This window comes from Lentzea kristufekii (assembly GCF_033949925.1).
GTDB classification, from domain to species: domain Bacteria; phylum Actinomycetota; class Actinomycetes; order Mycobacteriales; family Pseudonocardiaceae; genus Lentzea; species Lentzea kristufekii.
Genome location: NZ_JAXAVV010000006.1, coordinates 1 through 23,824, shown reverse-complemented (window position 1 = coordinate 23,824; position 23,824 = coordinate 1). Strand labels below are relative to the sequence as shown.

At 69.7% G+C, this 23,824-nt stretch carries 22 protein-coding genes and 2 pseudogenes; 16 read left to right on the top strand and 8 right to left on the bottom strand.

The genetic code is table 11. The features are described 5' to 3' along the window. The first annotated feature begins 10 nt into the window (after nt 1-10). From SK571_RS14085 to SK571_RS14065, 5 genes are all read left to right on the top strand, one after another. On the top strand, nt 11-1,945 hold the full coding sequence (locus SK571_RS14085; RefSeq protein WP_319984496.1) for a GH36-type glycosyl hydrolase domain-containing protein: 1,935 nt from the start codon (nt 11-13) through the stop codon (nt 1,943-1,945). Between the two features lie 62 nt (nt 1,946-2,007). Then, nucleotides 2,008-2,304, top strand: a complete 297-nt coding sequence (locus SK571_RS14080) for a hypothetical protein (protein ID WP_319984495.1) — start codon at nt 2,008-2,010, stop codon at nt 2,302-2,304. Between the two features lie 63 nt (nt 2,305-2,367). After that, nucleotides 2,368-3,765 carry a fatty acid desaturase gene (locus SK571_RS14075; protein WP_319984494.1) on the top strand — a complete coding sequence of 466 codons (1,398 nt, stop codon included), beginning with the start codon at nt 2,368-2,370 and terminating at the stop codon, nt 3,763-3,765. Nucleotides 3,766-3,775: 10 nt separating this feature from the next. After that, complete coding sequence (locus SK571_RS14070) at nt 3,776-4,381, top strand: TetR/AcrR family transcriptional regulator (RefSeq protein ID WP_319984493.1); 606 nt, start codon at nt 3,776-3,778, stop codon at nt 4,379-4,381. Nucleotides 4,382-4,393: 12 nt separating this feature from the next. Next, nucleotides 4,394-5,338, top strand: coding sequence for an SDR family NAD(P)-dependent oxidoreductase (locus SK571_RS14065; RefSeq protein WP_319984492.1), 945 nt, complete (start codon nt 4,394-4,396; stop codon nt 5,336-5,338). On the opposite strand, the gene SK571_RS14060 is transcribed toward SK571_RS14065, so the two are convergent. Further along, entirely contained in the window at nt 5,331-5,687 is a 357-nt protein-coding gene (locus tag SK571_RS14060) for a 5-carboxymethyl-2-hydroxymuconate Delta-isomerase (RefSeq protein WP_319984491.1), read from the bottom strand. The two genes, SK571_RS14065 and SK571_RS14060, sit on opposite strands and share 8 nt — an antisense overlap. A gap of 125 nt (nt 5,688-5,812) precedes the next feature. Here SK571_RS14060 and SK571_RS14055 point away from each other — a divergent pair, with 125 nt between their 5' ends. Further along, nucleotides 5,813-6,841, top strand: coding sequence for an alpha/beta fold hydrolase (locus SK571_RS14055; RefSeq protein ID WP_319984490.1), 1,029 nt, complete (start codon nt 5,813-5,815; stop codon nt 6,839-6,841). Next, nucleotides 6,733-7,287 (top strand): alpha/beta hydrolase, encoded by a 555-nt coding sequence (locus SK571_RS14050; RefSeq protein WP_319984489.1) that lies wholly within the window; start codon nt 6,733-6,735, stop codon nt 7,285-7,287. Before SK571_RS14055 ends, SK571_RS14050 begins: the two co-directional genes overlap by 109 nt. Here the strand turns inward: SK571_RS14050 and SK571_RS14045 are convergent, their stop codons facing one another. Then, nucleotides 7,288-8,052, bottom strand: a complete 765-nt coding sequence (locus tag SK571_RS14045) for an SDR family oxidoreductase (RefSeq protein WP_319984488.1) — start codon at nt 8,050-8,052, stop codon at nt 7,288-7,290. A 101-nt stretch (nt 8,053-8,153) separates the two neighbouring features. Between SK571_RS14045 and SK571_RS14040 the strand changes: the two genes are divergently transcribed. Beyond that, nucleotides 8,154-8,993, top strand: a complete 840-nt coding sequence (locus SK571_RS14040) for a helix-turn-helix transcriptional regulator (protein ID WP_319984487.1) — start codon at nt 8,154-8,156, stop codon at nt 8,991-8,993. Here the strand turns inward: SK571_RS14040 and SK571_RS14035 are convergent. After that, nucleotides 8,986-9,462: a GNAT family N-acetyltransferase gene (locus tag SK571_RS14035; protein WP_319984486.1), complete on the bottom strand. Its 477-nt coding sequence runs from the start codon at nt 9,460-9,462 to the stop codon at nt 8,986-8,988. The two genes, SK571_RS14040 and SK571_RS14035, sit on opposite strands and share 8 nt — an antisense overlap. After that, nucleotides 9,459-10,481: an alpha/beta hydrolase gene (locus tag SK571_RS14030; protein WP_319984485.1), complete on the bottom strand. Its 1,023-nt coding sequence runs from the start codon at nt 10,479-10,481 to the stop codon at nt 9,459-9,461. The genes SK571_RS14035 and SK571_RS14030 overlap by 4 nt, the downstream gene beginning before the upstream one ends. Before the next feature lie 53 nt (nt 10,482-10,534). Here SK571_RS14030 and SK571_RS14025 point away from each other — a divergent pair, with 53 nt between their 5' ends. The 7 genes and pseudogenes from SK571_RS14025 to SK571_RS13995 all read left to right on the top strand — a co-directional run bounded on the left by SK571_RS14025 (nt 10,535) and on the right by SK571_RS13995 (nt 17,892). Then, on the top strand, nt 10,535-11,116 hold the full coding sequence (locus SK571_RS14025; RefSeq protein ID WP_319984484.1) for a TetR/AcrR family transcriptional regulator: 582 nt from the start codon (nt 10,535-10,537) through the stop codon (nt 11,114-11,116). Between the two features lie 46 nt (nt 11,117-11,162). Next, nucleotides 11,163-11,933 (top strand): SDR family NAD(P)-dependent oxidoreductase, encoded by a 771-nt coding sequence (locus SK571_RS14020; RefSeq protein ID WP_319984483.1) that lies wholly within the window; start codon nt 11,163-11,165, stop codon nt 11,931-11,933. 91 nt (nt 11,934-12,024) lie between these two features. Beyond that, the gene (locus tag SK571_RS14015; RefSeq protein ID WP_319984482.1) at nt 12,025-13,599 is read left to right on the top strand and encodes a sigma-70 family RNA polymerase sigma factor; all 1,575 of its coding nucleotides are present in this window, start codon (nt 12,025-12,027) and stop codon (nt 13,597-13,599) included. Nucleotides 13,600-13,666: 67 nt separating this feature from the next. After that, nucleotides 13,667-14,788 (top strand): polyprenol phosphomannose-dependent alpha 1,6 mannosyltransferase MptB, encoded by a 1,122-nt coding sequence (gene mptB, locus SK571_RS14010; RefSeq protein ID WP_319984481.1) that lies wholly within the window; start codon nt 13,667-13,669, stop codon nt 14,786-14,788. Next, the gene (locus SK571_RS14005; RefSeq protein ID WP_319984480.1) at nt 14,689-15,090 is read left to right on the top strand and encodes a substrate-binding domain-containing protein; all 402 of its coding nucleotides are present in this window, start codon (nt 14,689-14,691) and stop codon (nt 15,088-15,090) included. Before mptB ends, SK571_RS14005 begins: the two co-directional genes overlap by 100 nt. Before the next feature lie 113 nt (nt 15,091-15,203). Then, nucleotides 15,204-15,883 (top strand): annotated as a pseudogene (locus SK571_RS14000) (GH12 family glycosyl hydrolase domain-containing protein). Nucleotides 15,884-16,425: 542 nt separating this feature from the next. Continuing rightward, complete coding sequence (locus SK571_RS13995; RefSeq protein WP_319984478.1) at nt 16,426-17,892, top strand: glycoside hydrolase family 43 protein; 1,467 nt, start codon at nt 16,426-16,428, stop codon at nt 17,890-17,892. Between the two features lie 55 nt (nt 17,893-17,947). On the opposite strand, the gene SK571_RS13990 is transcribed toward SK571_RS13995, so the two are convergent. After that, nucleotides 17,948-19,099: a hypothetical protein gene (locus tag SK571_RS13990; RefSeq protein ID WP_319984477.1), complete on the bottom strand. Its 1,152-nt coding sequence runs from the start codon at nt 19,097-19,099 to the stop codon at nt 17,948-17,950. A 350-nt stretch (nt 19,100-19,449) separates the two neighbouring features. Beyond that, entirely contained in the window at nt 19,450-20,286 is an 837-nt protein-coding gene (locus SK571_RS13985) for an SGNH/GDSL hydrolase family protein (protein ID WP_319984476.1), read from the bottom strand. A 128-nt stretch (nt 20,287-20,414) separates the two neighbouring features. On the opposite strand from SK571_RS13985, the gene SK571_RS13980 reads away from it, so the two are divergent. Next, nucleotides 20,415-23,123: an exo-rhamnogalacturonan lyase family protein gene (locus tag SK571_RS13980; protein ID WP_319984475.1), complete on the top strand. Its 2,709-nt coding sequence runs from the start codon at nt 20,415-20,417 to the stop codon at nt 23,121-23,123. On the opposite strand, the pseudogene SK571_RS13975 reads toward SK571_RS13980, so the two are convergent. Continuing rightward, nucleotides 23,120-23,305: pseudogene (locus tag SK571_RS13975) on the bottom strand (integrase core domain-containing protein); the annotation flags it as partial. The gene SK571_RS13980 and the pseudogene SK571_RS13975 overlap by 4 nt on opposite strands. Before the next feature lie 13 nt (nt 23,306-23,318). Beyond that, nucleotides 23,319-23,824: transposase (locus tag SK571_RS13970; protein WP_319984474.1), on the bottom strand; the 506-nt coding region annotated here is incomplete at its 5' end.

Genomic DNA, 23,824 nt, shown 5'->3' with positions numbered 1-23,824 from the left:
CGCTTCCTTCGTGAGCGCGTTCGGGGAGTGGACGACAGTCGAGGGCCTGCCCGCGTTCGAGTACCGGGCAGGCCCCCGGCCGTGGGATCCGATCATCGACCCGCCGACGTCGAGGCACTGGGTGCACCTGGGCAACCGCCGGATCACCCTCGTGGCCGACAGCGACGGGCTGACCGGCGTGTGGGACGAGCACCTCGGGTGCCGGTGGATCGCCGAACGCACCGGCATCGCCCGCTTCGCTGAGCTGGCCACGGACTCCGCCGCGGTGAAGCTGTTCGGGCCGACCTTCTGCCGGACGGCTGTGGCGTCGGACTCCGTCGGGATCGAACGCACCGTGCTGTGCCCGGAGGGCGCGGTGCCGTGGGTGTTGATCAGGGTCGACGTGCTCAACCGTGGCGCGGAGGTCGTGCACGGCGCGTTGGTCGAGGAGTGGGATGTGCGGCCACGCCTGGTGGACCTCGAATTCGGGCCCACGCGGGGTGACCCTCCGCCGGACGCACCGGCGGTGGCGCTGGAGAACTGCGGCGGAGGACGGGTGGAGACCACCGCCGGGCTCCTGGTCGTCGGGGTCGGGCTGGAGCTGGCGCCGGGGGAGCGGACGACCGCGTGGTTCCGCTTCGGGCTGCTCGACGGGCCCGCCGACCCGGAGGCCGTCTACTCGACCAGCCTGGCGGCCCTGCGTGAGCGCCTCCCGTCCATCACCACCCCGCGCGCACCGGAGGCGACCGCCGAGATCGCGTGGCACGTGGCCCTCCTGACCGGTGGCGCCTGCGAGGACGGCGTGCTCGGCGGCCACACCCTGAACCAGGGTTCCGCGTACTCGTTCCGCCACGGTTTCAACGGCGCCGCAAGGGATCCGCTCCAGCACGCGCTGCCGCTGGTCCACTTCGAACCCGATCTCGCGCTGTCGGTGCTCCGCAACACCTGCGCCTGGGGCAGCCCCGACGGTGACCTGCCGTACGCGCTCGACGGCCGCAAACAGCCCTGGACGCAGCTGTTCCGCCCGTCCGACCAGAACCTGTGGGCCCTCTGGCTCGCCGCCGAGTACGCGGTCGTCACCGGTGATCTCGCCGCGTTCGCCGAGCCCGTGCCGTACCACCCCTGCCACGCCGCCGAAGCCGTTCCGCTCGCCGAGAATCTGCGGCGCCAGTTCAGGTTCTTCGTGGACGAGGTCGGCGTCGGTGAGCACGGGCACGTGCGGATCCTGAACGCCGACTGGAACGACCTCGCCATCACGGAGTCCGGAGTGGACCGCGACCTGATGATCGAGCGCGGCGAGTCGGTGCTGAACTCCGCGATGGCCGCCTGGGTGCTCCCGGTGTACGCGGGCCTCGCCGAGCGCTTGGGTGATGCCACAACGGCCGCCGAGGCACGGCGACGCGCGGCGGCGTTCCGCGAACTGGTGGCGAAGGAGTGGAACGGCCGTTGGTTCCGGCGCGCGCACGGTCCCGGCGGCAAGGTCGTCGGCGATCACGACCTGTGGCTGGAGGTGCAGCCGTGGGCGATCCTCTGCGGTGCCGCCACCGCGGACCAGGCCCGCGCGTTGCTGAAGACGATCGACGAGACCTGCCGCGCCGGGTCGCCGCTGGGCGCCCGCCATCGCTGGCCCGTTCCCGAGGGCGCGCAAGGACAGGTGTGGTTCTCGGTCAACACGACGCTGATCTGGGCGGCCTCCCGCTACGACCCCGGCCTGGCGTGGGACGAGTGGCGGCGCATGACGCTGCACGCGCACACCGCCGCGTACCCGGAGGTGTGGACGGGCACCCTGTCCGGCCCTGACTGCTACCTCGCGCCGGACAGCGACCGTCCCGGCGAGACGTGGGCGTTGCCCGGCTTCGGCACCGCGATGCAGGCCTGGCCGGTCGCGAACCTGCACAGCCACTCGCAGCCCTTGCTCGCCCTTCTGCGGCTGCTCGGGATACCTCGATTCGGTGAACGGGCGTGACGAACCGGGAACCTCCGCGGTCCTGACTGTCGCCCCCGCACGAGTCGCCCGAGGAGTCCGCGTTGTCCAGCCCCAGCCACCGAGTCGTCCAGCTGCGCACTCCCATGACCGAGGACCAGCGGCTGTCGCTCGTGGAGCAGACCGCCCTGTGCCACCCGGCGGTGCACAGCGTCGAGCTGTCGTCGGACGCCGAGATCCACCTGGAGGTCGTGGTGTGGCGCGGAAGTTCGCCGCAGCGGGCCGTGCACGACATCGCCGCGGCACTAGACGCCGTGCTCCCAGGGGTGCCCGTGTGCGTGTCGGTGTCGGCCGTCGCCTACCGGAGGCGCGCGACGACCCTGCTCGCGGTTTACAAATAGCGCTCTCTTGTCAAACTGACTTTACGTGCCCTACCGTTCTGTCAACCTCCAGAGGAGCGTGGCATGAGCGACAAGAAGGCAACGGTGCCCGTCGGCTCAACCGAGCAGTGGACGGACGGCAAGCGGTACCTGTGGCTGCTGGGACTGGTCGTGCCGTCCCTGGCGTTCCTGGCGATCGGGATGCACGCGGCGACGGGCTGGGGCGTGTGGTTCTGGATCGGCCCGATCGTGGTCCTGCTCATCGTCCCGGCGATCGACCTCGTCGCCGGGCTCGACCGCGGCAATCCGCCGGACGACGTGATCGAGCGGCTGGAGAACGACCGCTACTACCGCTGGATCACGTACCTGTTCCTGCCGATCCAGTACGTCGGGTTCGTGGTGGCGTTCTGGCTGATCGCACGCGGTGATCTGTCCGTTGTGGACAAGATCGGCCTGGCGGTGTCGATCGGCTGCATCGGCGGCATCGGCATCAACACCGCGCACGAACTGGGCCACAAGAAGGAGAGCCACGAGCGCTGGCTGTCCAAGATCGCGCTGGCGCAGAGCTTCTACGGCCACTTCTACATCGAGCACAACCGCGGCCACCACGTGCGGGTCGCGACGCCGGAGGACCCGGCGAGCAGCAGGGTGGGGGAGAGCTTCTACCGGTTCTGGCCGCGCACCGTCCTCGGCTCGATCGCCTCGGCGTGGCGGCTCGAACGCAAGCGCTACGCGCGCCGCGACCGGCACCCGTACCGCCTGGGCAACGACGTGCTCAACGCGTGGCTGATGTCGGCGGTGCTGTGGGCGGCGATGATCGTGTGGCTCGGTGTCGGCATCGTGCCGTACCTGCTGATCCAGGCGGTGATCGGCTTCTCGCTGCTGGAGGTCGTGAACTACATGGAGCACTACGGGATGCTGCGGCAGATGGTCGGGGCGCCGGGCCGCAGGCGGTACGAGCGGGTCGACCCCAGCCACAGCTGGAACTCCAACAACATCGCCACGAACGTCCTGCTCTACCACCTGCAGCGGCACAGCGACCACCACGCCAACCCCACCCGGCGCTACCAGACGCTGCGCGACTTCGCCGAGTCGCCGGTGCTGCCGACCGGCTACGCGGGCATGATCCTGCTGGCCCTGGTGCCGCCGCTGTGGCGGCGCGTGATGGACCCGCGGGTGCGGGGCCACTTCGGTGGTGACATCGGCCGCGCCAACATCCAGCCGGGCAAGCGCGCGAAGGTGCTGGCCCGCTACGGCGGCACCGACTCGGGCCCGGACGTCGTCGCGGACAGCCGCGGTGACGCGACGGCAGGCGGCATGTGCCCCGGCTGCGGCTACGTCTACGACGAGAAGACGGGCGACCCGCGCGAAGGCTTCCCCGCCGGAACCGCGTGGGCGGACATCCCGGACACCTGGTGTTGCCCGGACTGCGGCGTGCGCGAGAAGATCGACTTCGTCGCGCCGGGAAGGGTCACGGCCTAGGATCGCGACCATGGGTTCTCCAGCGGCGGCTTCGGGTCGCCGGCAGCCGATCGTCGAGGCGGCGATCGAGATGACGGCCCGCGACGGCTGGGCCGCGGTCACCATGACGCGGCTCGCCGAGCAGGTCGGCGTCAGCCGCCAGACCGTCTACAACGAGATCGGCTCCAAGAACTCCCTCGCCGACGCGATGCTCGCGCATGAGCTCGGCCGGTTCCTCACGGCGATCAGCGCCGCCTTCGACCGCCACGCCGACGACCTCGTCGAGGCCGTTCACGACGCCGTCCGCGACGTCCTCGAACTCGCCCGCGGCAACCTCCTGGTCCGTGCCATCGCCTCGGCGACGCACGGCGCCGACACCGAACTGGTGCCGTTGCTGACCACCCAGGCCGAAACCCTGCTCACCGAGGTCAAGGCGATGCTCGCGGCGCGGGTCGAGTCCTACCGGCCCGGCCTGACGGGTGAGCAGATCGAGGTGCTCGTCGACCTCATGACGAGGACGGTGCTCAGTCACGTCGTCCAGCCGACGGGCACCCCCGCTGCCACCGCCGACGGGCTCGCGTGGCTGGCATCACGTGTGTTGCAGGAGCCCGCGAGGAAACCACTCCGCTTCGGCTGACGAACACCGGAGGTGAGCGAACTGAACCGCGTGCTCGACACCATGGCCGACCGGCTCGTGGCCCCCGGCTACTCGAAGTGGGGATACCGGCTCCGCGAGAAGAGCTGGTCCGGCCCGGAACCCGGCGCGCTGCACGGCGCCACGGCCGTCGTGACCGGGGCCGGTTCGGGCATCGGCAAGGCGACGGCGCTGGGCTTGGCCCGTCTGGGCGCGGACGTGGTGCTGGCGGTGCGCGACGAACGCAAGGGCGAGATGGCCCGGGCGGAGATCGTCGCCGCGGTCCCCGGCGCCACGGTCCTCGTCCGGCACTGCGACGTGTCGAGCCTGGAGTCCGTGCGCCGGTTCGCCGCGGAGATCGACCGCGTGGACGTCCTGGTGCACAACGCCGGCGTCCTGCCACAAGAGCGCACGGTCACCGCCGAGGGACACGAGCTGACGTTCGCCACGCACGTGCTGGGCCCACTGCTGATGACCGACCTGCTGCGCTCGCGGCTCGCGGCCTCCGCGGACCCACGGGTCGTGCTCGTCTCGTCCGGCGGCATGTACACCCAACGCCTCCGCGCCGACGACCCCGAGTACCGGGAGGGCACCTACAAGGGCGCGACCGCCTACGCCCGCACGAAACGCATGCAGGTCACGCTCGTACCGCTGCTGGCGGAGCGCTACGCGGCCGAGGGCATCGCCGTGCACGGCATGCACCCCGGCTGGGCCGACACACCGGGTGTCGCCGGCTCGCTGCCGGGGTTCCACCGCCTGACCAGTGCGTTCCTGCGCACCGCCGAAGAAGGCGCGGACACGGTGGTCTGGCTCGCCGCGACGAGTCCCGCTCCCCGCGCCGGACGCTTCTGGCACGACCGCCGCGAACGTCCGACGCACCTGCTGCCGGGCACCGCGGAGAAGCCGGGGGACGTGGCGGCCTTCTGGCGGTACTGCGCCGGCGCGGCCGGCCTCAGATGACGAACTTCTGGTACTGCTCGCGGTCCAGGTCGTACACCTCGAGCGTCACCTGGGTGGGCAGCCCCTCCACCGGCTTGAGGTGATCGCGCGCGATCCCGGCGGCCACCTGCCCGACCTCCTGCTTGAGCTCGACCGACCGGCCCGTCAGCAGCCCCACCCTGATGTGGATCATCGCCGCGGGCGAGCCGTCGCCGATCACGGACTCCTCGATCTGGCGGAACCGCGTCTTGAACGCCGCCACCTCCGCGCTGACCAGCGGCCCCACGGTCCGGTGCAGTGCGAGGGCGAGGGCTCTGCGGTCGAACGCCTCGCTCAGTTCGGCGGAGTACTCGACGGTGATCTGTGGCATGGGCCCACGCTACCGGCGCGGTGACGATCAACCCCAGGTCGGACGCGCGGATCATCCGCGCGAACGATCCGCGCGGACGAACGGTCTTCCTACGCTGGCGCCGACCGGACCTGGGAAGAAGGCAGATGTCCACCGCACTCAACGTCATCGGGCGCTGCGCGGCCGCCGCCGTGCTCGTCGTCCCTCTCGTCACCGTGACACCCGCGCCGGCGGCACCGTCCACACCGCACTGGCAGCCGTGCAGACAGGTCCAGGAGCACTGGGATCCTGAGGACGGCGTCTCCGAGTGCACCAAGGTCACCGTGCCGCTCGACCACTCCCGGCCGCACGGCCGCAAGATCGACCTGGCCGTCAGCCGCATCAAGGCCACCGACCCGCAGAAGCGGCGCGGTGTGCTGCTGATGAACCCCGGCGGCCCGGGCAACGCGGGCCTAGACATGCCGTACGCGATGACGCGGTCCAAGCTCGCGGCGCTCGGCACCGACCACGACCTCATCGGGTTCGACCCGCGCGCGACGGCGGCCAGCGGGGGTGTCGAGTGCGAGGCCACACCGGAGGACGGCCCCGAGCCCGACCCGAAGGCGAGCCCCGAACAGCGGTTCCGCCAGGACTACGAACGCAACGCGCGCACGAACGCCCGCTGCACCGGCTACGACCGCGAACTGCTCACGAACCTCTCGACCAGGGCCGTCGCCGACGACATGGACCTGATCCGCGCAGCACTGGGCGAGCGGAAGATCAGCTTCTTCGGCATCTCCTGGGGCACCGCGCTCGGTGCCGTCTACCGCAGCCACCACGACCACCGCGTGGACCGGATGCTGCTCGACTCGGTGATGCCGGCGGACTTCACGCTGGAGACCATGAACCTCGGCGCCTCCGCCGCCAAGCAGGCCAACTACGAGGTGCTCGCGGACTGGCTCGCCCAGCGGGACGAGACGGTCCGTCTCGGCGCCACCTCGCGAGCGGTGACGGCGTCGATCGGCGAGCTGGCCGAGAAGCTGGACCACGCCCTGTCACGGTCACGCCGCCCGGCGGGAAACCCCGCATGTACACCGGCAGCCACCTGCGCACGATGCTCGCCTACAAGCGCGCGGTCTGGCAGCAGGTCGCCGAGTCGGTCGTGGCACTGCGCGACGGTGGCGTGCCGCCGCTGACCGGCGACGAGCCCGAGCTGGAGGGCTTCGGCCTCACCCCCGTCTGGTACGGCGGCCTGCTCATGCAGCGTGCCGTCGTGTGCAACGACCAGGGCAGGGCGCCGGATGTCGACGAGGCGTGGCGTCAGGTCCGGCACCGCCAGGAGAAGTACCCGTTCTTCCGCAACGGCCACGGCTACGGCAACTGGTGCGCGGGCTGGCCGTTGCCCGCGACACCGTGGCGGCTGAAGCGGGCGGCCAGCCCACTGCAGCTGTCCGGCCACCGGTACGAGACCAACACGCCGCTCTTCTTCGCCGAGCAGATGCAACGGCGGATCGGTGGCGCGCTGCTGACCGTGGACGACAGCGCGCACGGCTCGTTGTGGCACTCCGGCTGCGCTGACGACGCCGTGCGGTTCCTCCGCACGGGGCAGACCTCGAACGACGCCTGCCCCGGGATCAGCTGATCACTTCCCGTGCGGGTCCTCGGTGTTGAGCGCGGCGACCACCTGGTCGTAGTCGCCGCGCGCCTCGCCGTAGCGCAGGAACTTCACGCGCTCGACCTGGATCTCGCGGGCGTCGGGCTGCGTCTCGATGATGCTCATGACCTCGGCGACGTACTCGTCGAGCGGCATGGCCTGCTCGTTCTCGGCGTGGCCCGGCAGCAGGTCCGTCTGCACGGCCGGCGGTTCCAGCTCCACGACCTTCACCGACGTGTCGGCGAGCTGGAGCCGCAGCGTCTCGCTGAGCATGTGGATCGCGGCCTTGGACGCGTTGTAGCTCGGCGTGATCTTCAGCGGCGCGAACGCGAGTCCGGACGAGACGGTCATGATCGTGGCGTCCGGCAGCGTCTGGAAGTGCTCGACGAACGCGGCGATCAGGCGGATCGGGCCGAGGACGTTGGTCGTGACGATGCCCTCGGCGGACTCCAGGAAAGACTCGGGGCGGTGCCAGTCCTCCACGCGCATGACACCCGCCATGGTGATCAGCACGTTGACCGACGGGAAGCGCGCGATGACGTCCTTGGCCGCGGCCTGGACGCTCGCGGCGTCGGCGGTGTCGATCCGCACGGTCTCGACACCGGGGTGCTCCGCGGCGATCCGGTCGAGCAGTTCGGTGCGCCGGCCGCCGACGACCACGGTGTTGCCGCGCTCCCGCAGGGCGAGGGCGAGCGCCAGGCCGATGCCGCTGGTGGCTCCGGGGATGAAGACGGTGTTTCCGGTGATGTCCATGGCACTGAGCTTCTGCCGGTGTACGCCGTTGCGGCAGAGAGCCCTTATCGGGGGATCGGCGGTCCCTGGTTCAGCACGCGCAGGCCCGGATACTGGGGTTCATGGATCGGGTGGAACTCGCGGGATTCCTCCGGCGCCGCCGGGAGGAACTCAGGCCGGAGGACGTCGGCCTGCCGGCAGGTGCGCGCAGGCGGGCACCCGGGTTGCGCCGCGAGGAGGTCGCGGCGCTGGCCGCCATGTCCACCGACTACTACACGCGCCTGGAGCAGCAACGCGGCCCGCAGCCGAGCGAGCAGATGCTGGCCGCGCTGGCCCGCGCTCTGCGGCTGACCGACGACGAACGCGACTACCTGTTCCGCGTCGCCGGCCGCAACGCCCCGTCTCCCCGGTCCACCGCCACCCACGTGGCGCCCGCGCTGCAACGGGTGCTGGACCGGCTCGACGACACGCCCGCGCTGATCCTGTCGAACCTCGGCGAGATCCTGGTGCAGAACAGGTTCGCCGAGGCGCTGTACGGCGACTCCTCGCGCTTCACCGGGCATGCCCGCAGCGGGATCTACCGGTGGTTCACCGATCCCGACGAGCGCCTGATCTACCCCGAGCACGACCGCGACCGGCAGGGCCGCACGCAGGTGGCGAACCTGCGTGCCGCCTACGCCTCGATGGGTCCGCGCTCACGGGCCGGTGAGCTCGTTCGCGCGCTGCAGAAGGAAAGCGCGGAGTTCGCGGAGCTGTGGGAACGGCACGAGGTCGCGAAGCGGTTCGAGGACCACAAGGTCCTGATCCACCCCCAGCTCGGCGAGATCGAGGTGGACTGCCAGGCGTTGTTCACCGAGGACCAGTCGCAGGCGCTGCTGGTGCTGACCGCGCCGCCGCGCACCGAGGCGTTCGACAAGCTGCAGCTGCTCGGGGTTCTGGGCACGGAGAAGTTCGTCAGCTGAGGACGAGGATCGTCTCCTCGATCTCGGCCTTCCTGGCCGCCGCGTAGCCGACGTCGGTGCCGACCGGCTTGAACCCCGCCCTCGTGAGCACGCGCATCGACGCCGCGTTGTCACTGGCCACGCGGGCGTGCAGCGGCCGGACCGTCACCTGTTCCAACAGCAACGCCACCGCCCGTCCGGCGACGCCCTGGCCCCAGACCGCGCGGTCGATCCAGTAGGTGATCTCGGTGTCGCCCTCCATCACGAAGCTCGCGATGCTGCCCACGACCACGCCGTCGCCGAGGATGACCTGGTTCAGGGTCTCGGGGTTGCCCCGGATCTTGCGCATGTGCGCGTCGAACGCCGCGCGGTCGTCGGGGTCCTCCGCGGTGAACGCGGCCATCTGCACCGCTTCGGGATCACGCATGAACTCGAACAATATGTCCAAGTCCGCGTCCTCAACGCCTCTCAGGGCCACTTCGCTGATCATCGAGCGAGCCTAGTCGCGAGCCACGCCAAAGACAGCGGATACCGGTAGTCGATCGCGCCGTGTCCCGCGTCGAAGAGCTCGAAGTGCACGCGCTCGTCCGGAATCCCGGCCGCGGCGATCTCCCTGCGGAACGCCTCCGCGCCCAGGTCGAGGAAGTACTCGTCCCTCGTGCCCGCGTCGATCCACACGGCCCTGAGCGAGCGGATCGCGTCGGCGTGACCGGCCACCATCCGCACCGGGTCCCAGTCGAGCCAGCGCTGCCACACCTGGGGGATCGGCGCCCCGGTGACCGGGTCGAACGGCAGCTCCGGCGTGCCGTCCTCGCGTGCCGAGAAGCACGCTGCGACACCGAGAATCCCGAGCAAGTCCATGTCCTCGGGCTTGGTGAACGCCGTCCGGCTGGTGAAGTCCGTCCACCACTTCTGGACGTCGTGGTCGTAGCCGCGCAACGCCCGTGCGGCCTTGCCGAAGTCCGCCAGGTAGCAGAGCTCGTAGAGCGCGTCGCCCGCGTGCGTGGCCAACGCGCCGAACAGGTCGGGGCGCAGCATCGGCGTGATCATCGCGCCGAACCCGCCGGAGGACTTGCCCGCGATCGCCCGCGACTCGCGGCCCGGGATCGTGCGGTAGTGCTCGTCCACCCACGGCACGATCTCGTCGCACAAGTACGAGTGATAGCGGCCGGTGCCGGGGGAGTCGACGAACTGCGACCCGCCGTACGACGTCCACGCGTCGACGTAGACGACGATGCAGCCAGGGGTTCCTTGCGCGAACACCGCGTCGGCCGTCTCGATGAACGGCTGGCGGAACGGCATCCGGTTCGCCCACATCGCCACGTGCCCGGTGTAGCCCTGGATCATGTAGACGGTGGGGTAGCGCTCGGTCCCCGAGTCGTAGCCCGGCGGCACGTACACCCACAGCGGCCGCTCGTGCGGATCGCCGAGCGGGTTGTCGCGCAGCAGTGCCGAGTCGACGGTGTGCCGGTCCAGCCGACCGGCGAGCGGTCCCTCCCAAGGCAGCATGGCACCAGTCAACCACAGTGGACCGACCGGTCCAGAAAACCTAGGCTCGGGTCATGGCACTGACGACCAAGGGGCGCGCGACCAGGCAGCGCATCATCGAGGGCGCCGCGGCCTACCTGCGCAGCGACGAGCCCGCGGGCGTGACGCTGGACGACATCCGCGCGATCACCGGGACGAGCAAGAGCCAGATCTTCCACTACTTCCCGGGCGGCAAGGAGGAGCTCTTCCTCGCCGTGGCCCGCCACGAGGCGGATCGCGTGCTCGACGACCAGCAGCCGCACCTCGGCGCGCTCACGTCGTGGGCGGCCTGGGACCGGTGGCGCGACTCGGTGGTCGCCCGGTACCGCGCGCAGGGGCGGCACTGCCCGCTGGGCACGCTGATGGGGCAGGTCGGCAGCACGCCGGGGGCGCACGAGGTGGTCAGCACGCTGCTGAGTCAATGGCAGGCCCACGTGCGCAAGGGGATCGGCGACATGCAGGCGGCCGGGCTGGTCCGGGAGAGCCTCGACGCCGACCGGGTCGCCGCCGCCTTCATCGCCGGCATCCAGGGCGGCGTCCAGGTGCTCATGTCGACGGGTGGCGTCGCGCACCTCGAAGCGGTGCTCGACACGTTGGTCGAACACCTCCGGGGCTAGATTTCTGGACTTGATGGTCCAAAAAAGCGCTCGTAGCTTCGAGGACATGACACAGCGACTGGAGGGCAGGACCGCCCTCGTCACCGGTTCCACCAGCAACATCGGCCGCGCGATCGTGGTCGCCTTCGCCCGCGAAGGAGCGCACGTCGTCGTTTCCGGGCGAGACGAGGCCAGGGGAGCGGAGGTGGTCGGGCAGATCCGCGCGGACGGCGGGAAGGCCGACTTCGTCCGCGCCGATCTCGACGGTTCCCCGGCCGCGAGCCGCGCGCTCGCCGCCGGGGCCTCCGCGCTGCTGGGAGGTCACGTCGACGTCCTCGTGAACAACGCGGGCATCTACCCGCCCTCGACCACCCCGACGACGGACGAGGAGACCTTCGACCGGGTCTTCGGGGTCAACGTGAAGGCACCGTTCTTCCTCACGCAGGCCCTCGTCCCCGCGATGATCGGCGCAGGCGGAGGCGTGGTCGTCAACCTGGGTTCGTGGATCACCAGGCTCGGCGTCCCCAGCGGGGCGGTCTACAGCACGAGCAAGGGCGCGATGGAGACGCTCACACGGGCGTGGGCATCGGAGTTCGGGCCGCAGGGCATCCGGGTCAACGCCATCTCGCCCGGCGTCATCGCCTCGGCGGGCTGGGACGACACGACTCGCGGCATGGCCGACGTGATGATGCGCGGCACACCCGCCGGCCGTTCCGGGCAGCCGGACGCGATCGCCGCCGCAGCGGTGTACCTGGCCTCCGACGACGCCGAGTTCGTGCACGGCATCGTGCTGGACGTCGACGGCGGCCGGACCGGCGTGGCGGTGGTTGCCGTGTGACCCCGGTCACCTTCCGGCCCGGTTTCTGTGACCTGAGGTGAGACTCGCCGGTCTCCCATGGCGTACAGGACAGTCGGCGAAGGGTGCGGAAGTGACGGGTCGGGAGTGGCTGGGGCGGGTGGACGCGGAGCAGGTGCAGGCCGCGCGGGCCGGTGATCGGACGGCGCTCGACGCCGTGGTCGCGGGTTGCCTGCCGCTGGTCTACAACGTCGCCGGTCGGGCGCTGCACGCCGATTCCGACGTCGACGACGTGGTGCAGGAGACGATGGTCCGCGTGATCCGCGGCATCGACGCGCTGCGGGAGCCCGACCGGTTCCGGTCGTGGCTGGTCGCCGTCACCATCAACCAGGTCCGCGAGCACTACCGCCGCCGCGACCTGGCCCCGGCTCCGCTCGAGGAGTACGACCGGGCCGATCCGGGCGCCGAGTTCGTCGAGGTCGCGTTGTCGCGGCTGCACTTCGCCCAGCAGCGCCGGGAGGTCGACGAGGCCGCGCGCTGGCTGGATCCGGGCGACCGCGAACTGCTGGCGCTGTGGACGCTCGAACGCGTCGGGCAGCTGACCAGGGCCGAGGTCACCGACGCGCTCGACCTCGGCGCGCACGCCGTCACGGTGCGCGTGAGCAGGCTGAAGGGCCGCCTGGAGACGATCAGGCACCTCGTCCGGGCGTTGTCGGTGGAGCCGCGCTGCGCCGGGCTCGACCGGGCCGCGCAGGGCTGGAACGGCGAGCCGAGCCCGTTGTGGCGCAAGCGACTCCTGCGGCACGTCGACGAGTGCGGGCGCTGCGGGCGCGGCGTGGACGACGCGATGCCGGTCGAGCGCGTCCTGACCGGCGCCGCGCTGCTCGTGGTCCCGGCCGCCTACCTGCCCCGGTTGCTCGAAACCCTCACGGACGTCACGCCGGACCCCGTCGCGTTCGAGTCCGACCTCGGCGCCGTGACCACGCACCTCGCCGAACCAGCCGGCGTGTTCGGCAAGCTCGCGGGCATCGCCGGCGGCAAGCCCGTGCTCGCCGTGGCGGGCGCCGCGGCCGTGTGCGCGCTCGTCGGCGTGGTCGGCACGATGGTCCTGCTGCCGTCCGACCCGCCCGCCGCCGTGGCCGGGCCGAACACCACGCAGGGACTGGCGCTCACCACTTCCTCGTCGCAGCCGCCGGAGACCACGTCCGCAGCGCCGAGCGCACCGTCGTCCGCCATGACCACCACCACGACGACAGCGCCGCCCGAGCCCGTCCGCGCCGCCACGCCGGAGGAACGCGTCCTGGCGCTGATCAACGAGACCAGGACGAAGGCCGGCCTGGCCCCGCTGACGGTCGACCCGGCGCTGGTCACCGCGGCCGACCGGCACACCAGGGCGATGATGAGCAACGGCTGCGGCCTGTCGCACCAGTGCCCCGGCGAGAGCGGCCTCGGCGAACGCAGCACCGCGGCGGGCGTGAAGTGGAGCTCGGTCGCGGAGAACGTCGGCATGGGCGGCCCGGTCAAGGACAACGTCGAGGCGATCTCCAAGATGGCGCTCGGCCTGACCCAGGGCATGATCGACGAGAAGCCGCCGAACGACGGCCACCGCAAGAACATCCTGAGCAAGTCGTCCACCCGCATCGGCATCGTCGTGATCCGCGACGCCAAGGGAACCGTGTGGATGACGCACGACTTCGCCGGAAGTTGAGTTGAGACGCGGACTTAAAAAAGATCATTCTTAGGTCGTACGTGGGAACGCGACCACGGTCGGACGCGTGACGATCCGTCCGGGCAGCACTGTGTCTCCCGTGCAGACCGTCACGTACCGCTGGCCGGCCGCGGTCGTCACCGACACCCCGGAACTGTTGCGCTGGACGGGTTTCGGCGGTGCGCTTCTGCTCACCGCCGGTGCCTGGGCCGTGAGCGCCAGAACCGGCGGCGCGGTGGCCCTGGGCGTCGCGATCGCGGGTGCCGGACTGGTCGTGCTGACGTGGGCACTGCTCGGCCGCACCAGGCCGGACCCCGGATGGCTGCGCCGGACCCTGGCCTGGTGGTGCGCGCCTCTGCTGGTCGCCCCGCCGTTGTTCAGCGCCGACGTCTTCAGCTACCTGGCCCAGGGCGAGGTGGCCGCGAACGGGCTCGACCCCAACGTGGTCAGCCCTGCGGCCGGTGCGAGCGCGGAGGCCGTGGCACGCGTCGGCGTCTACTGGCGCGAGACCCCGTCGCCGTACGGGCCGTTGTTCACCACCGTCGAGAGGGCGATCATCGAGGTCACCGGCGGCGACCCGGTCCTGGGCATCGGGCTGTACCGGCTGGTCGCCGCGCTCGGACTGCTGCTCGTCGTGTGGGCGGTGCCCCGGCTTGCCGCCATGACGGGTGTGCAGGAGCGCACGGCGTTGTGGCTGGGCGTGATGAACCCGTTGGTGCTGTGGCATTTCATCGGCGGTGTCCACAACGACGCGCTGATGCTCGGCCTCATGCTGTCCGGCACCGTCGTCGCCTTGCACGCGCTGCCTGAACTGAAGTGGTGGCAGTACACGGCCGGCGTCGTCCTCATCGGACTGGGTGCGCAGGTCAAGCTGCCCGCACTGGTGGCGCTCGCGGTCGTCGGCACCGCACTGGCGCGCAGGCTGGGCGGCGGCTGGGTCCGGTTCGTGACTGCGGGCTTTGCCATGGTCGCGGCCGCCGGGGTGGTGTCGGTCGTGACGTCGCTGGCCGGCGGGTCCGGGTTCGGCTGGGTGCAGGCGCTCGGCACCCCCGCGCGCGACGAGCCCTGGCCGGGTTCGGCGCGGCGGCCATGCGGCGTGGCGTCGTGTCGGCCGCACTCCCGGCCGAGCACCGTTACGACTCGGTGCGAGCGGTCGTTCGAACGCTGCTGCGCGAACTCCCCCGGATGACGGCGCTGGTGGTGCACAACGAGGCAGCGCTGGGCTGGGTGCTGGAGTGCCTGCACGCCGCGGGCCGGCGGCCTCCGGATGACGTGGCGCTGGTGGCGATCTGCCCGGAAGAGCTCGCCGAGCGGATGCGGCTCACCTGTGTGCAGGTGCCGGCCGAGGTGCTGGGCCGGCGGGCGGTCGAGTTGCTGATCGCCGAGCTGAACGGGCAACAGTCGCCACCGCTGACGTTGTTGCCGCCGGAGTTGTCGAGTCGCACGGGCAGTGCTGTCTCTTCAGTTGTTTCCGGAAAATTCGTCGAATAATTCGTGCATTTGCGTTCGATGCATTCGATGTTGGGTTCGATCGCGTGGAATGCCCGACTGCGGGCATCAATTCCGTTCAATGATGTGCGGAAGGGAAATCAATGAACAAGATCATGCGTGCGTTCGTCGTCGCGATGGCGGCCGTCCTGACCGTCTCCCTGGGGACGAGCACCGCGCTGGCGGCCACCTGGTCCTCATCGGATCGGTGGGGAACCTGGTCGAACGGCGGCTACACGGTGCGCAACAACGTCTGGGGCAACGGCTACGGCCCGCAGTCGATCTGGGCGAACTCGTACAGCAACTGGGGTGTTTGGGCGAACCACCCCAACACCGGCGGGGTCAAGGCCTACCCGCATTCGGAGAAGGTGGTGAACCGCAGGCTGAGCTCGATCGGCAGCCTGTCGAGCAGCTTCAACGTCTCGTACCCCAACGCCGGCGCTTACACCACCGCCTACGACATCTGGGCCAACAACAACGCCTACGAGATCATGCTGTGGATGAACAAGGTCGGTTCGGTCGGCCCGATCGGCTCCTGGCGGGCGTCGGTGTCGGTGGGTGGCCACAGCTGGAACGTCTACCGGGGCTCCAACGGCAGCAACGAGGTGTTCTCGTTCGTCCGCACGTCCAACACCGGGTCGGGCTCCGTCGACATCAAGGGGATCATGAACTGGATCCGCAACCGGGGCTGGTTCGGTGACGTGACGGTCGGCGCCGTGCAGTTCGGCTACGAGATCACCTCGTCCAGCGTGGCCTCAACTTCACCACCTACAGCTACTCGGTCTCCGCCGGCTGAGCGGGTTGATCGGTCGTGGAGATGCCCCGTCTTCCCGAAGCTGTGCGGGAGGGACTGAGCAGACGATTCAGCAAGCGTGTGTGACGCAGGCCGGCCGATCGCCTGCCGTGCCCGCCTTGCTGTGCGGCGTAGATGACGACGGCGTTTGCCTCGCCCTCGCGGAACTCCCAGCCGACCGTGTCGACCCGCACCCCCTGACTCGCGCCGTTCCCGCGAAGGCCGTCGCGATCGTGCGCATCGCTTCTCCTCGTTCATCAGTCCCAAGTGGACGACCGCGGCGCACGATCGGCTACGCGGCCGATCTGCCGCTGGGCCTCGCGGAAGAAGTTCCGCCGATGCGGGAACCTGCCACCACCTGTTCCAAGCGGTCCGTGAGACTGTCTGAGCACCGTTACCGCACGAGGTCATCTGCGTGAACGCCCGTGACCTCACCACGCTGGAGGCCGGTGACGAGGACACCGCGACCCTGCCGTGTGTCTGCCTGATGCAGACGTTGCCGTGGAGCGGCGCTGCACCGCCATAGGGCCAGAGGAGTTCTACGGGTGACGAACACCCCCACCCCTGTCATCCCGGGGATGCATCCCGACCCGAGCGTGTGCCGGGCCGGGGAGGACTACTACCTGGTGTGCTCCAGTTTCGAGTACTTCCCCGGCATCCCGGTGTTCCACAGCAGGGACCTGGTGAACTGGACGCAGATCGGCAACGCGCTGGACCGGACGAGCCAGCTGCTGCTGACCGCGGAAACTCCGTCGTCGGCCGGAATCTACGCGCCGACGCTGCGCCACCACGACGGCAGGTTCTGGCTGATCGTCACGAGCGTGAGCCACGGCGGCGGCAACGTGGTGTTCACCGCCACCGACCCGGCGGGGCCGTGGTCTGACCCGATCCTGTTGTCCGAGGTGGGCGGCATCGACCCGGACCTCGCCTGGGACGGCGAGGGCAACTGCTGGTGCACGGTCGCCGGGGTGTCGCAGTACCGCATCGACCCGTCGACCGGCGAGACTTTCGGTTTGCCGCAACGACTCTGGTCCGGCACTCCTGGCGTCAAAGCCCCGGAAGCGCCGCACCTGTACCGGATCGGCGACCACTGGTACCTGATGATCGCGGAAGGCGGCACCGAACGGGGACACGGCGTCTCGATCGCTCGCGGCCTGGCGCCGGACGGGCCGTTCGAACCGTGCCCCGCCAACCCGATCCTGTCGCACCGCAGCACCGACGACCCCGTCCAGAACACCGGTCACGCGGATCTGGTGCAGCGGCCGGACGGGTCGTGGTGGATGGTGCTGCTCGGTGTGCGGCCGGGTGGTGGCACGCCCGGCTGGCACCTGCTCGGCAGGGAGACTTTCCTGGCGCCGGTGAGCTGGGCCGACGGCTGGCCGGTGGTCGGCGAGCTGGTGTCCGGTCCCGCGGCGGGGGAGGCGGAGCGGGACGACTTCGCCCACACCGGACTGCGACCGTGCTGGATCTCCCCGCGCGACCGCCCCGAACGCCACTGCACCACGGGGGACCGGCCAGGATGGCTCACCCTGAACGCCCGCGGGTCCGGTCTGGACGACCCGGACGTCTTGTTCGTCGGCCGCCGTCAGCAGCACCTGTCCTGCCGCGCCCGTACCGTGATCGACACCGCTGACGGCAGCGGTGGACTGGCCGTGCGGTTCGACGAGGACCACCACTACGAGATCGAGGTGGCGTCCGGAGAGGTGCGGGTGCTCGCCCGCATCGGTCCACTGCGGACGGTCGTGGCGTCCCGGCCCGCGACCGGTGGTCCACTGGTCCTCGGTGTGCAGGTGGACGAGGCGGTGGAACCGCGGGACCCGCGTTCCGGGCCGGACACCATCTCCTTCGGGGTCGAGGAGAGCGACGGCACGTTCACCGTGCTCGCCTCGCTCGACGGCCGCTATCTCTCGACGGAGGTCGCGGGCGGTTTCACCGGAAGGGTCATCGGCATGTACGCCGCGACCGGCACCGTCCACTTCGACTGGTTCGACTACGAACCGCTCGACCGCTGATCCGTCGGATCAGCACGACCCGTTGTCCTCGCAGGTCCACAGTCGTGTTCGGACGTCAAGGGCAGACGTTCGACGTGCTGTTGTTCAGCGTGAGGTTGCGGAACGTCGTGTTGGTACCACAAGGACTTTCGCGCACCGACGAGTTGTTCACCGTCAGGTTCTGGACCGTGATGTCGCGGTTGTTCGGGAACTCCGAGCGGGCGGCCAGCCGGATCTCGCCGCCACCGGTGACGGTGCCGCTCTGCGCCGCGAGGTTCACGTTGTAGCAGTTCTCGATGAGGACAGCGTTGTTGCCGGTGTTCGCGAGGTCGACGCGGTCGATGGTGAGCCCGCCGCTCTCGGACACGCAGAACACGCCACGGCCGCCGCCGCGCGCCCGCACCGTGCCGACCCGGATGTTGGTGGGGTAGCTCGAACCGATGCGGCCGTTGCGGTTGGCCGTCCGGAACGCCGCGTAGCCGGTGCCCGCGCCCGCGTTCTCAGCGTCGACCGTGCCGACGGTGGCGTTGATGGTGTCGTTGAGCAGCAGTCCGGACTCGCCGACGTTGCGGGCCGTCACGGTGCCGATGGTGATGTTGTCGACGCCGTAGGTCTCGACGGCGTGGCTACCGGCGCCGGAGACGAACACGTTGTCGATCCGGATGTTCCGGCTGCGGACGCTGGTGTTGCCGCGGTTGTCGACGCGCACGCCGAGTCCGCCGGACAGTCGCATGTCGATCTGCCCGAGGATCAGGTTGTCGACGTTGCGCATGAAGATCCCGTACAACGGGCGGCCCGTGAGGCTGAGGTAGCGGACCTCGACGTCGCGGGTGCCCCTGGAGTAGATCGGCGCCTGGTCGCCCGAACCGGAGCCGGTCACGTTGATCGTGCCGCAGACGTCGATGCCGGTGTAGCTGGGCAACGAGATCCGCGAGCCCGCGCTCACCGAACCGTTGCCGCGCACCAGCACCCACTGCTTCGCGGTGCGGCCGGAGGTAAGGCTGTTGACGGCGGCCTGGACGGCGGCTCGCATGTCACCGCCGGTGTAGACGGTGCGGCCGCCGTTGCGGGCGGTCCACGTGCTGCCGCTCAGCACCGCCTCGGCGTTGAACGTGCGGTCGCCGCAGGCCGCGATCCGCGGCTCGGGGTTCGCGGACGCCGGCACGCCGCCGAGGGTCACGGCCACCGCGGCGGCCGCGGCGCCCATCCGCCAGCTGGTTGAGACCATGACAAATACTCCCTTGCGCAGGGAATGCAGGAAATCATCACGCACGCCCCGTGCTAGGCAAGCGCTTTCCAGGCAATGTAAACCTGATCGGCGCAATCGTCAACGAACGTCGATTCCTCTTCCTTCGCAACAGTGTTGTCGCTAACGTCTCCTGAAGGTGTTCGCAAATCGAAGCAATTCGATTCGAATTCGAACGGCGAGAACGTCGAATGAAATTCAGCGACGGGTACTGGAGCTCGACGACGGCGCCTCCATCACCACCGAGGCCGGCGGTTCCACGTTCCACACGTCGCAACGGCATCTGGTGAGCGGTGGGTGGCCCGGTCGCGGACCGGACCACCCACCTTCCTTCACCTGAGGTAGCTGGAAAGGGGAATTCGTTGGTCGCGCAACGCCTTGGCCACGACACCGGCGATCTGGCGAGCCCCTGCCGCCTCGAAGTGCGTGTGGTCGTTGCAGAAGAAGGCACCGACCGGGCCCCTGGTGTAGTCACCGTTGTTGGGGCAGAACCTGAGCGTGTTGTAGAGCGTGTAGCTCAGCTTGTGCAGGTCGATCACGGTGGCCCCGGCGGCCCGGCCCGCGTCGAAGGTCTCGGTGAGGAAGCCGCGGGTACCGACGGCGGTGCTGCCGCTGCACCTGATGGCGGAGACGGGCGTGAGGAAGATCGGCGTGACACCGCGGTCCTTGGCCGCTTTGGCCATCAGCGCGAGAAGTTCCTTGTACCGGGCGGAACCCACGTGGCGCGGGCAGTCGCGGCTGCCGTCGTTGATCCCGAACTGGATCATCAGGTAGTCGCCGGCCTTCATGCCGGTGGTGGGGTTGAGCATGTTCTGCCAGCGCGAGTGGAACGTCCTCGGGCTCACCACGCACTCACCGGTCGAGTCCTTCGTGTTCTTCACGTTGGACTCGTACAGCCAGGTTTGGATGCTCCGTCCGGCCACCGCGCTGTTCTGCACGGTGACGTCGGCGTTGAACAGCGGGTCGAACTGGCTGCCCCAGCCGGCCGGGCAGCTGGAATGCGGGTTGGACATCGTCGAGTCACCGGCGAGCCAGACCTTCACGGGCGCGGCGCTCGCGGACGGTTTGGTCGCAGGGGCGCAGTCGAGCTCATCGGCCGATGCCGGAACCGCGGCGGTGAACAGTGGCAGTACGGCGAGCGCGGCCAGGGCCAGGAAGTGTTTCCTCACGTTGTCTCCAGATGGCAGGGATTTGTCTGATGTAGACGGACCGAAACAGATTCGACCATACCCCTTTGCGTGCTCAGCAGGAAAGCGCTTTCCGAAGCGCGGACCCGAACCCGAAAGGGAGTTTACGCATGTCGCCGCTCACCCGGAGAACCCTGTTGGTCGGTGGTACCGCCCTGCCTTTGGCGGCCTCCGCGGCAACGGGCGGAGCTGCTGCCGCCGCCGCGGAGCCCGGTGAACCGACCGAGGTGCACTGGCTCGAAGGCGGTGTCCCGGCCGAGATGACCGGCGTGACGTGGGGACTGCCGTGGCCGAAAGGGCAACTGCGGCCGGACCAGTCGTTCGGCCTGCGCACACCCGACGGCACCGCGGTGCCGGTGCAGACGTGGCCGATCGGCTACTGGCCGGACGGTTCCCTGAAGTGGAGCGCCCACGCGATCGCCGCCGGCGCACCGGCGGCCGAGAAGTACCTGCTGGCGCCCGGCCCGGCCGTGGCACCGGCGAAGGAGGTCACCGTGTCCCGGCAGGCGGGCAGGATCGTCGTGGACACCGGCGTGCTGCGGTGCGTGCTCAACCGGGGCGGCCAGGTCCTGATCGACTCGGTCTCCCGCGTCGGCAAGGTCGTGGCACGGAAGGGCGAACTGGTGTGTCTGCACCAGAACGGGCCCGACGAGTGCGACGAGCGGGGTGACCGCAGGCGCGAGCGGTACACCGGCGAGGTGCACCGGGTGACGGTCGAACAGTCCGGTCCTGTGCGCGCGGTCGTGCGCATCGAAGGCAAGCACCGCGCTCAGCGTCAGTCACGGGCTTGGCTACCCTTCACCATCCGGCTGTACTTCCACGCCGGTGCGGAGAACTTCCGGATGGTGCACAGCTTCGTGTTCGACGGCAAGGCGGAGAACGACTTCATCCGCGGGCTCGGGGTGCGGTTCCAGGTTCCGCTGCCGGACGATCCGCACAACCGGCACGTCCGGTTCGCCAGTGCCGACGGCGGCCTGTTCACCGAGGCTGTGCGCGGTGTCACCGGTCTGCGGCGAGACCCTGGGGCGGCGGTGCGGGCCGCGCAGGCCGCCGGGCGTGCGACGCCCGATGTGTCCACCTGGGACACCAGGGTGAGCTCGCGGCTGCACCTCGTCCCGGCCTGGGGCGACTACACGCTCAGCCAGCTGACCGCCGACGGGTTCGAGATCCGCAAACGGACCAGGTCCGGCTGCGGGTGGGTGCACGCCGCCGCAGGCACCAGGGCGGGCGGATTCGGTTATGTCGGTGGCGTGAGCCGCGGTTTCGCGTTCGGCATGCGCGACTTCTGGCAGACGCACCCCACGCAGCTCGACATCCGCGGAGCGGCGGGGGAGTCGGCAGAGGTCACCGTGTGGCTCTGGGCGCCGGACGCCAGACCGATGGATCTGCGGTTCTACCACGACGGGATGGGCATGGACACCTATCCCGAGCAACTGGAGGGCCTGGAGATCACCTACGAGGACTACGAACCCGGCTTCGGAGATCCGTACGGCGTCGCCAGGACCACCGAGCTGATGTTCTGGGCGCTGGACGCCACGCCGTCAGCGGAACGCCTCGCCGCACAGGCTGCCGTTGTGTGCACGCCACCGCTGCTGGTCGCGTCGCCGCGCCGGATGCGAGCAGCAGGCGTGTTCGGCGACTGGTCGCCGGTGGACAGGTCGACCCCGGCCAAGGCGGTGATCGAGGACCGGCTCCACTTCCTCTTCGACTTCTACCGCGACCAGGTGGAGCAGCGCCGGTGGTACGGCTTCTGGGACTACGGCGACGTCATGCACACCTACGACAACGACCGGCACGAGTGGCGCTACGACGTCGGCGGCTACGCGTGGGACAACTCGGAGCTCAGCACAGACCTGTGGCTCTGGTACAGCTACCTGCGGACCGGCAGGGCGGACATCTTCCGCATGGCGGAGGCGATGACGCGCCACACCGGTGAAGTCGACGTCTACCACCTCGGCAAGTACGCGGATCTCGGTACCCGTCACGGTGTGCAGCACTGGGCCGACAGCGCCAAACAGCTGCGGATCAGTACAGCGGCCAACCGGCGGTTCCTCTACTTCCTCACCGCCGACGAACGCGTCGGCGACCTGATGCGCGATCTGGTCGACGCGGACAGGACGTTCCTCGTCCTCGATCCGCTGCGCAAGATCCGCACCGAGCCCTACGAACCCGACCCGAAGGCGCTGGCGGTCGGCCTCGGCACGGACTGGGGCGCGCTGGCTGCCGCGTGGTTCACTGAGTGGGAACGCGGCGGCGACCCGATCGCCAGGACCAAGCTGATCAAGACCTGCACCGCGATCGGCAAGCTGAAGAACGGTTTTGTCACCGGTCAGGGCATGTACGACCTCACCACGGGCCAGTTCGCCACCGACACCGTCGCCGTGTCGGTGTCACACCTCAGCGCGGTGTTCGGCCTCGCGGAGCTGTGCAGCGAGATCATCGCGGCGGCGGAGCTGCCGGAGTTCGAACGCGCCTGGTTGCAGTACTGCACGTTGTACAACGGCACGGCCGCGGAACAGATCGCCGCCGTCGGGCAGTCGTTCGGCAGTCTCAATCTCAAGCAGGCGCACGCCAGGCTCACCGCCTACGCAGCCGCGAAGACAGGTGATCCAGCCCTGGCCGCTCGCGCGTGGACGGAGCTGGAGCGGGGCGAGGCCGGTTACCCGGCGAACAGTCCGTGGCGCAGCACCAGGATCACCGGGCCCGCCGTGCTGAACCCGGTCGACGAGGCGACGTGGGTGTCGACCAATGCGACCGCCCAGTACGGACTCGCGGCGATCCAGTGTCTGGCGCTGGTGGGCGACCGGCTGTCCGGCTAGGTGTACTGACCCAAGAGGTTAGGAACGCGGCTGGCCGGTGGCTTGCCTGCGAGTGCGGTGTGACCGCGGTGGTGATTGTAGAGATGCAGCCATCGCGGGAACGCCTCGCGGCGTTCGGTCTCGGTGCGGTAGGGCTGTGCGTAGGCCCATTCGTCGAGCAGGGTGCGGTGGAAGCGTTCGATGCTCCTATGTTCGTCAAGCCGCTGTGGGCAGTTGGTTGTCTGGCTGTGGCTGGGCGGTTGGTCGTGGGAGGTTGTTGTAGATCTCTCGGGCGATGTAGCGCTTGAGGCAGCGGATGATCTCGCGTTTGCTCAGGCCTTCCGCGGTGCGTCGTTGGACGTAGTCGCGGGTGGGTTGGTGGTGGCGGATGCGGACGATGGTGACGATGTAGAGGGCGCTGTTGGCGGCGCGGTCGCCGCTGCGGCTGAGCCGGTGCCGGCCGGTGGTGCGTCCGCTGCTGGCTGGTTGTGGTGCGACGCCGCAGAGTTTGGCGAACGCTGCCTCACTGCGGATGCGTTCGGGGTTGTCGCCCGCGGTGACGAGGAACTGTCCAGCGAGCTCGACGCCGACCCCGTGGAGCTTCACCAGGTCCGGTGCTGCGGCTCGCACGAGTGCCTCGATCTGCTTGTTGAGCAGTTTGATCTCGTCATCGAGCGACTTCCAGCGACGAGCCAGGTCACGCAGCGCTGTCTTGACCCCGG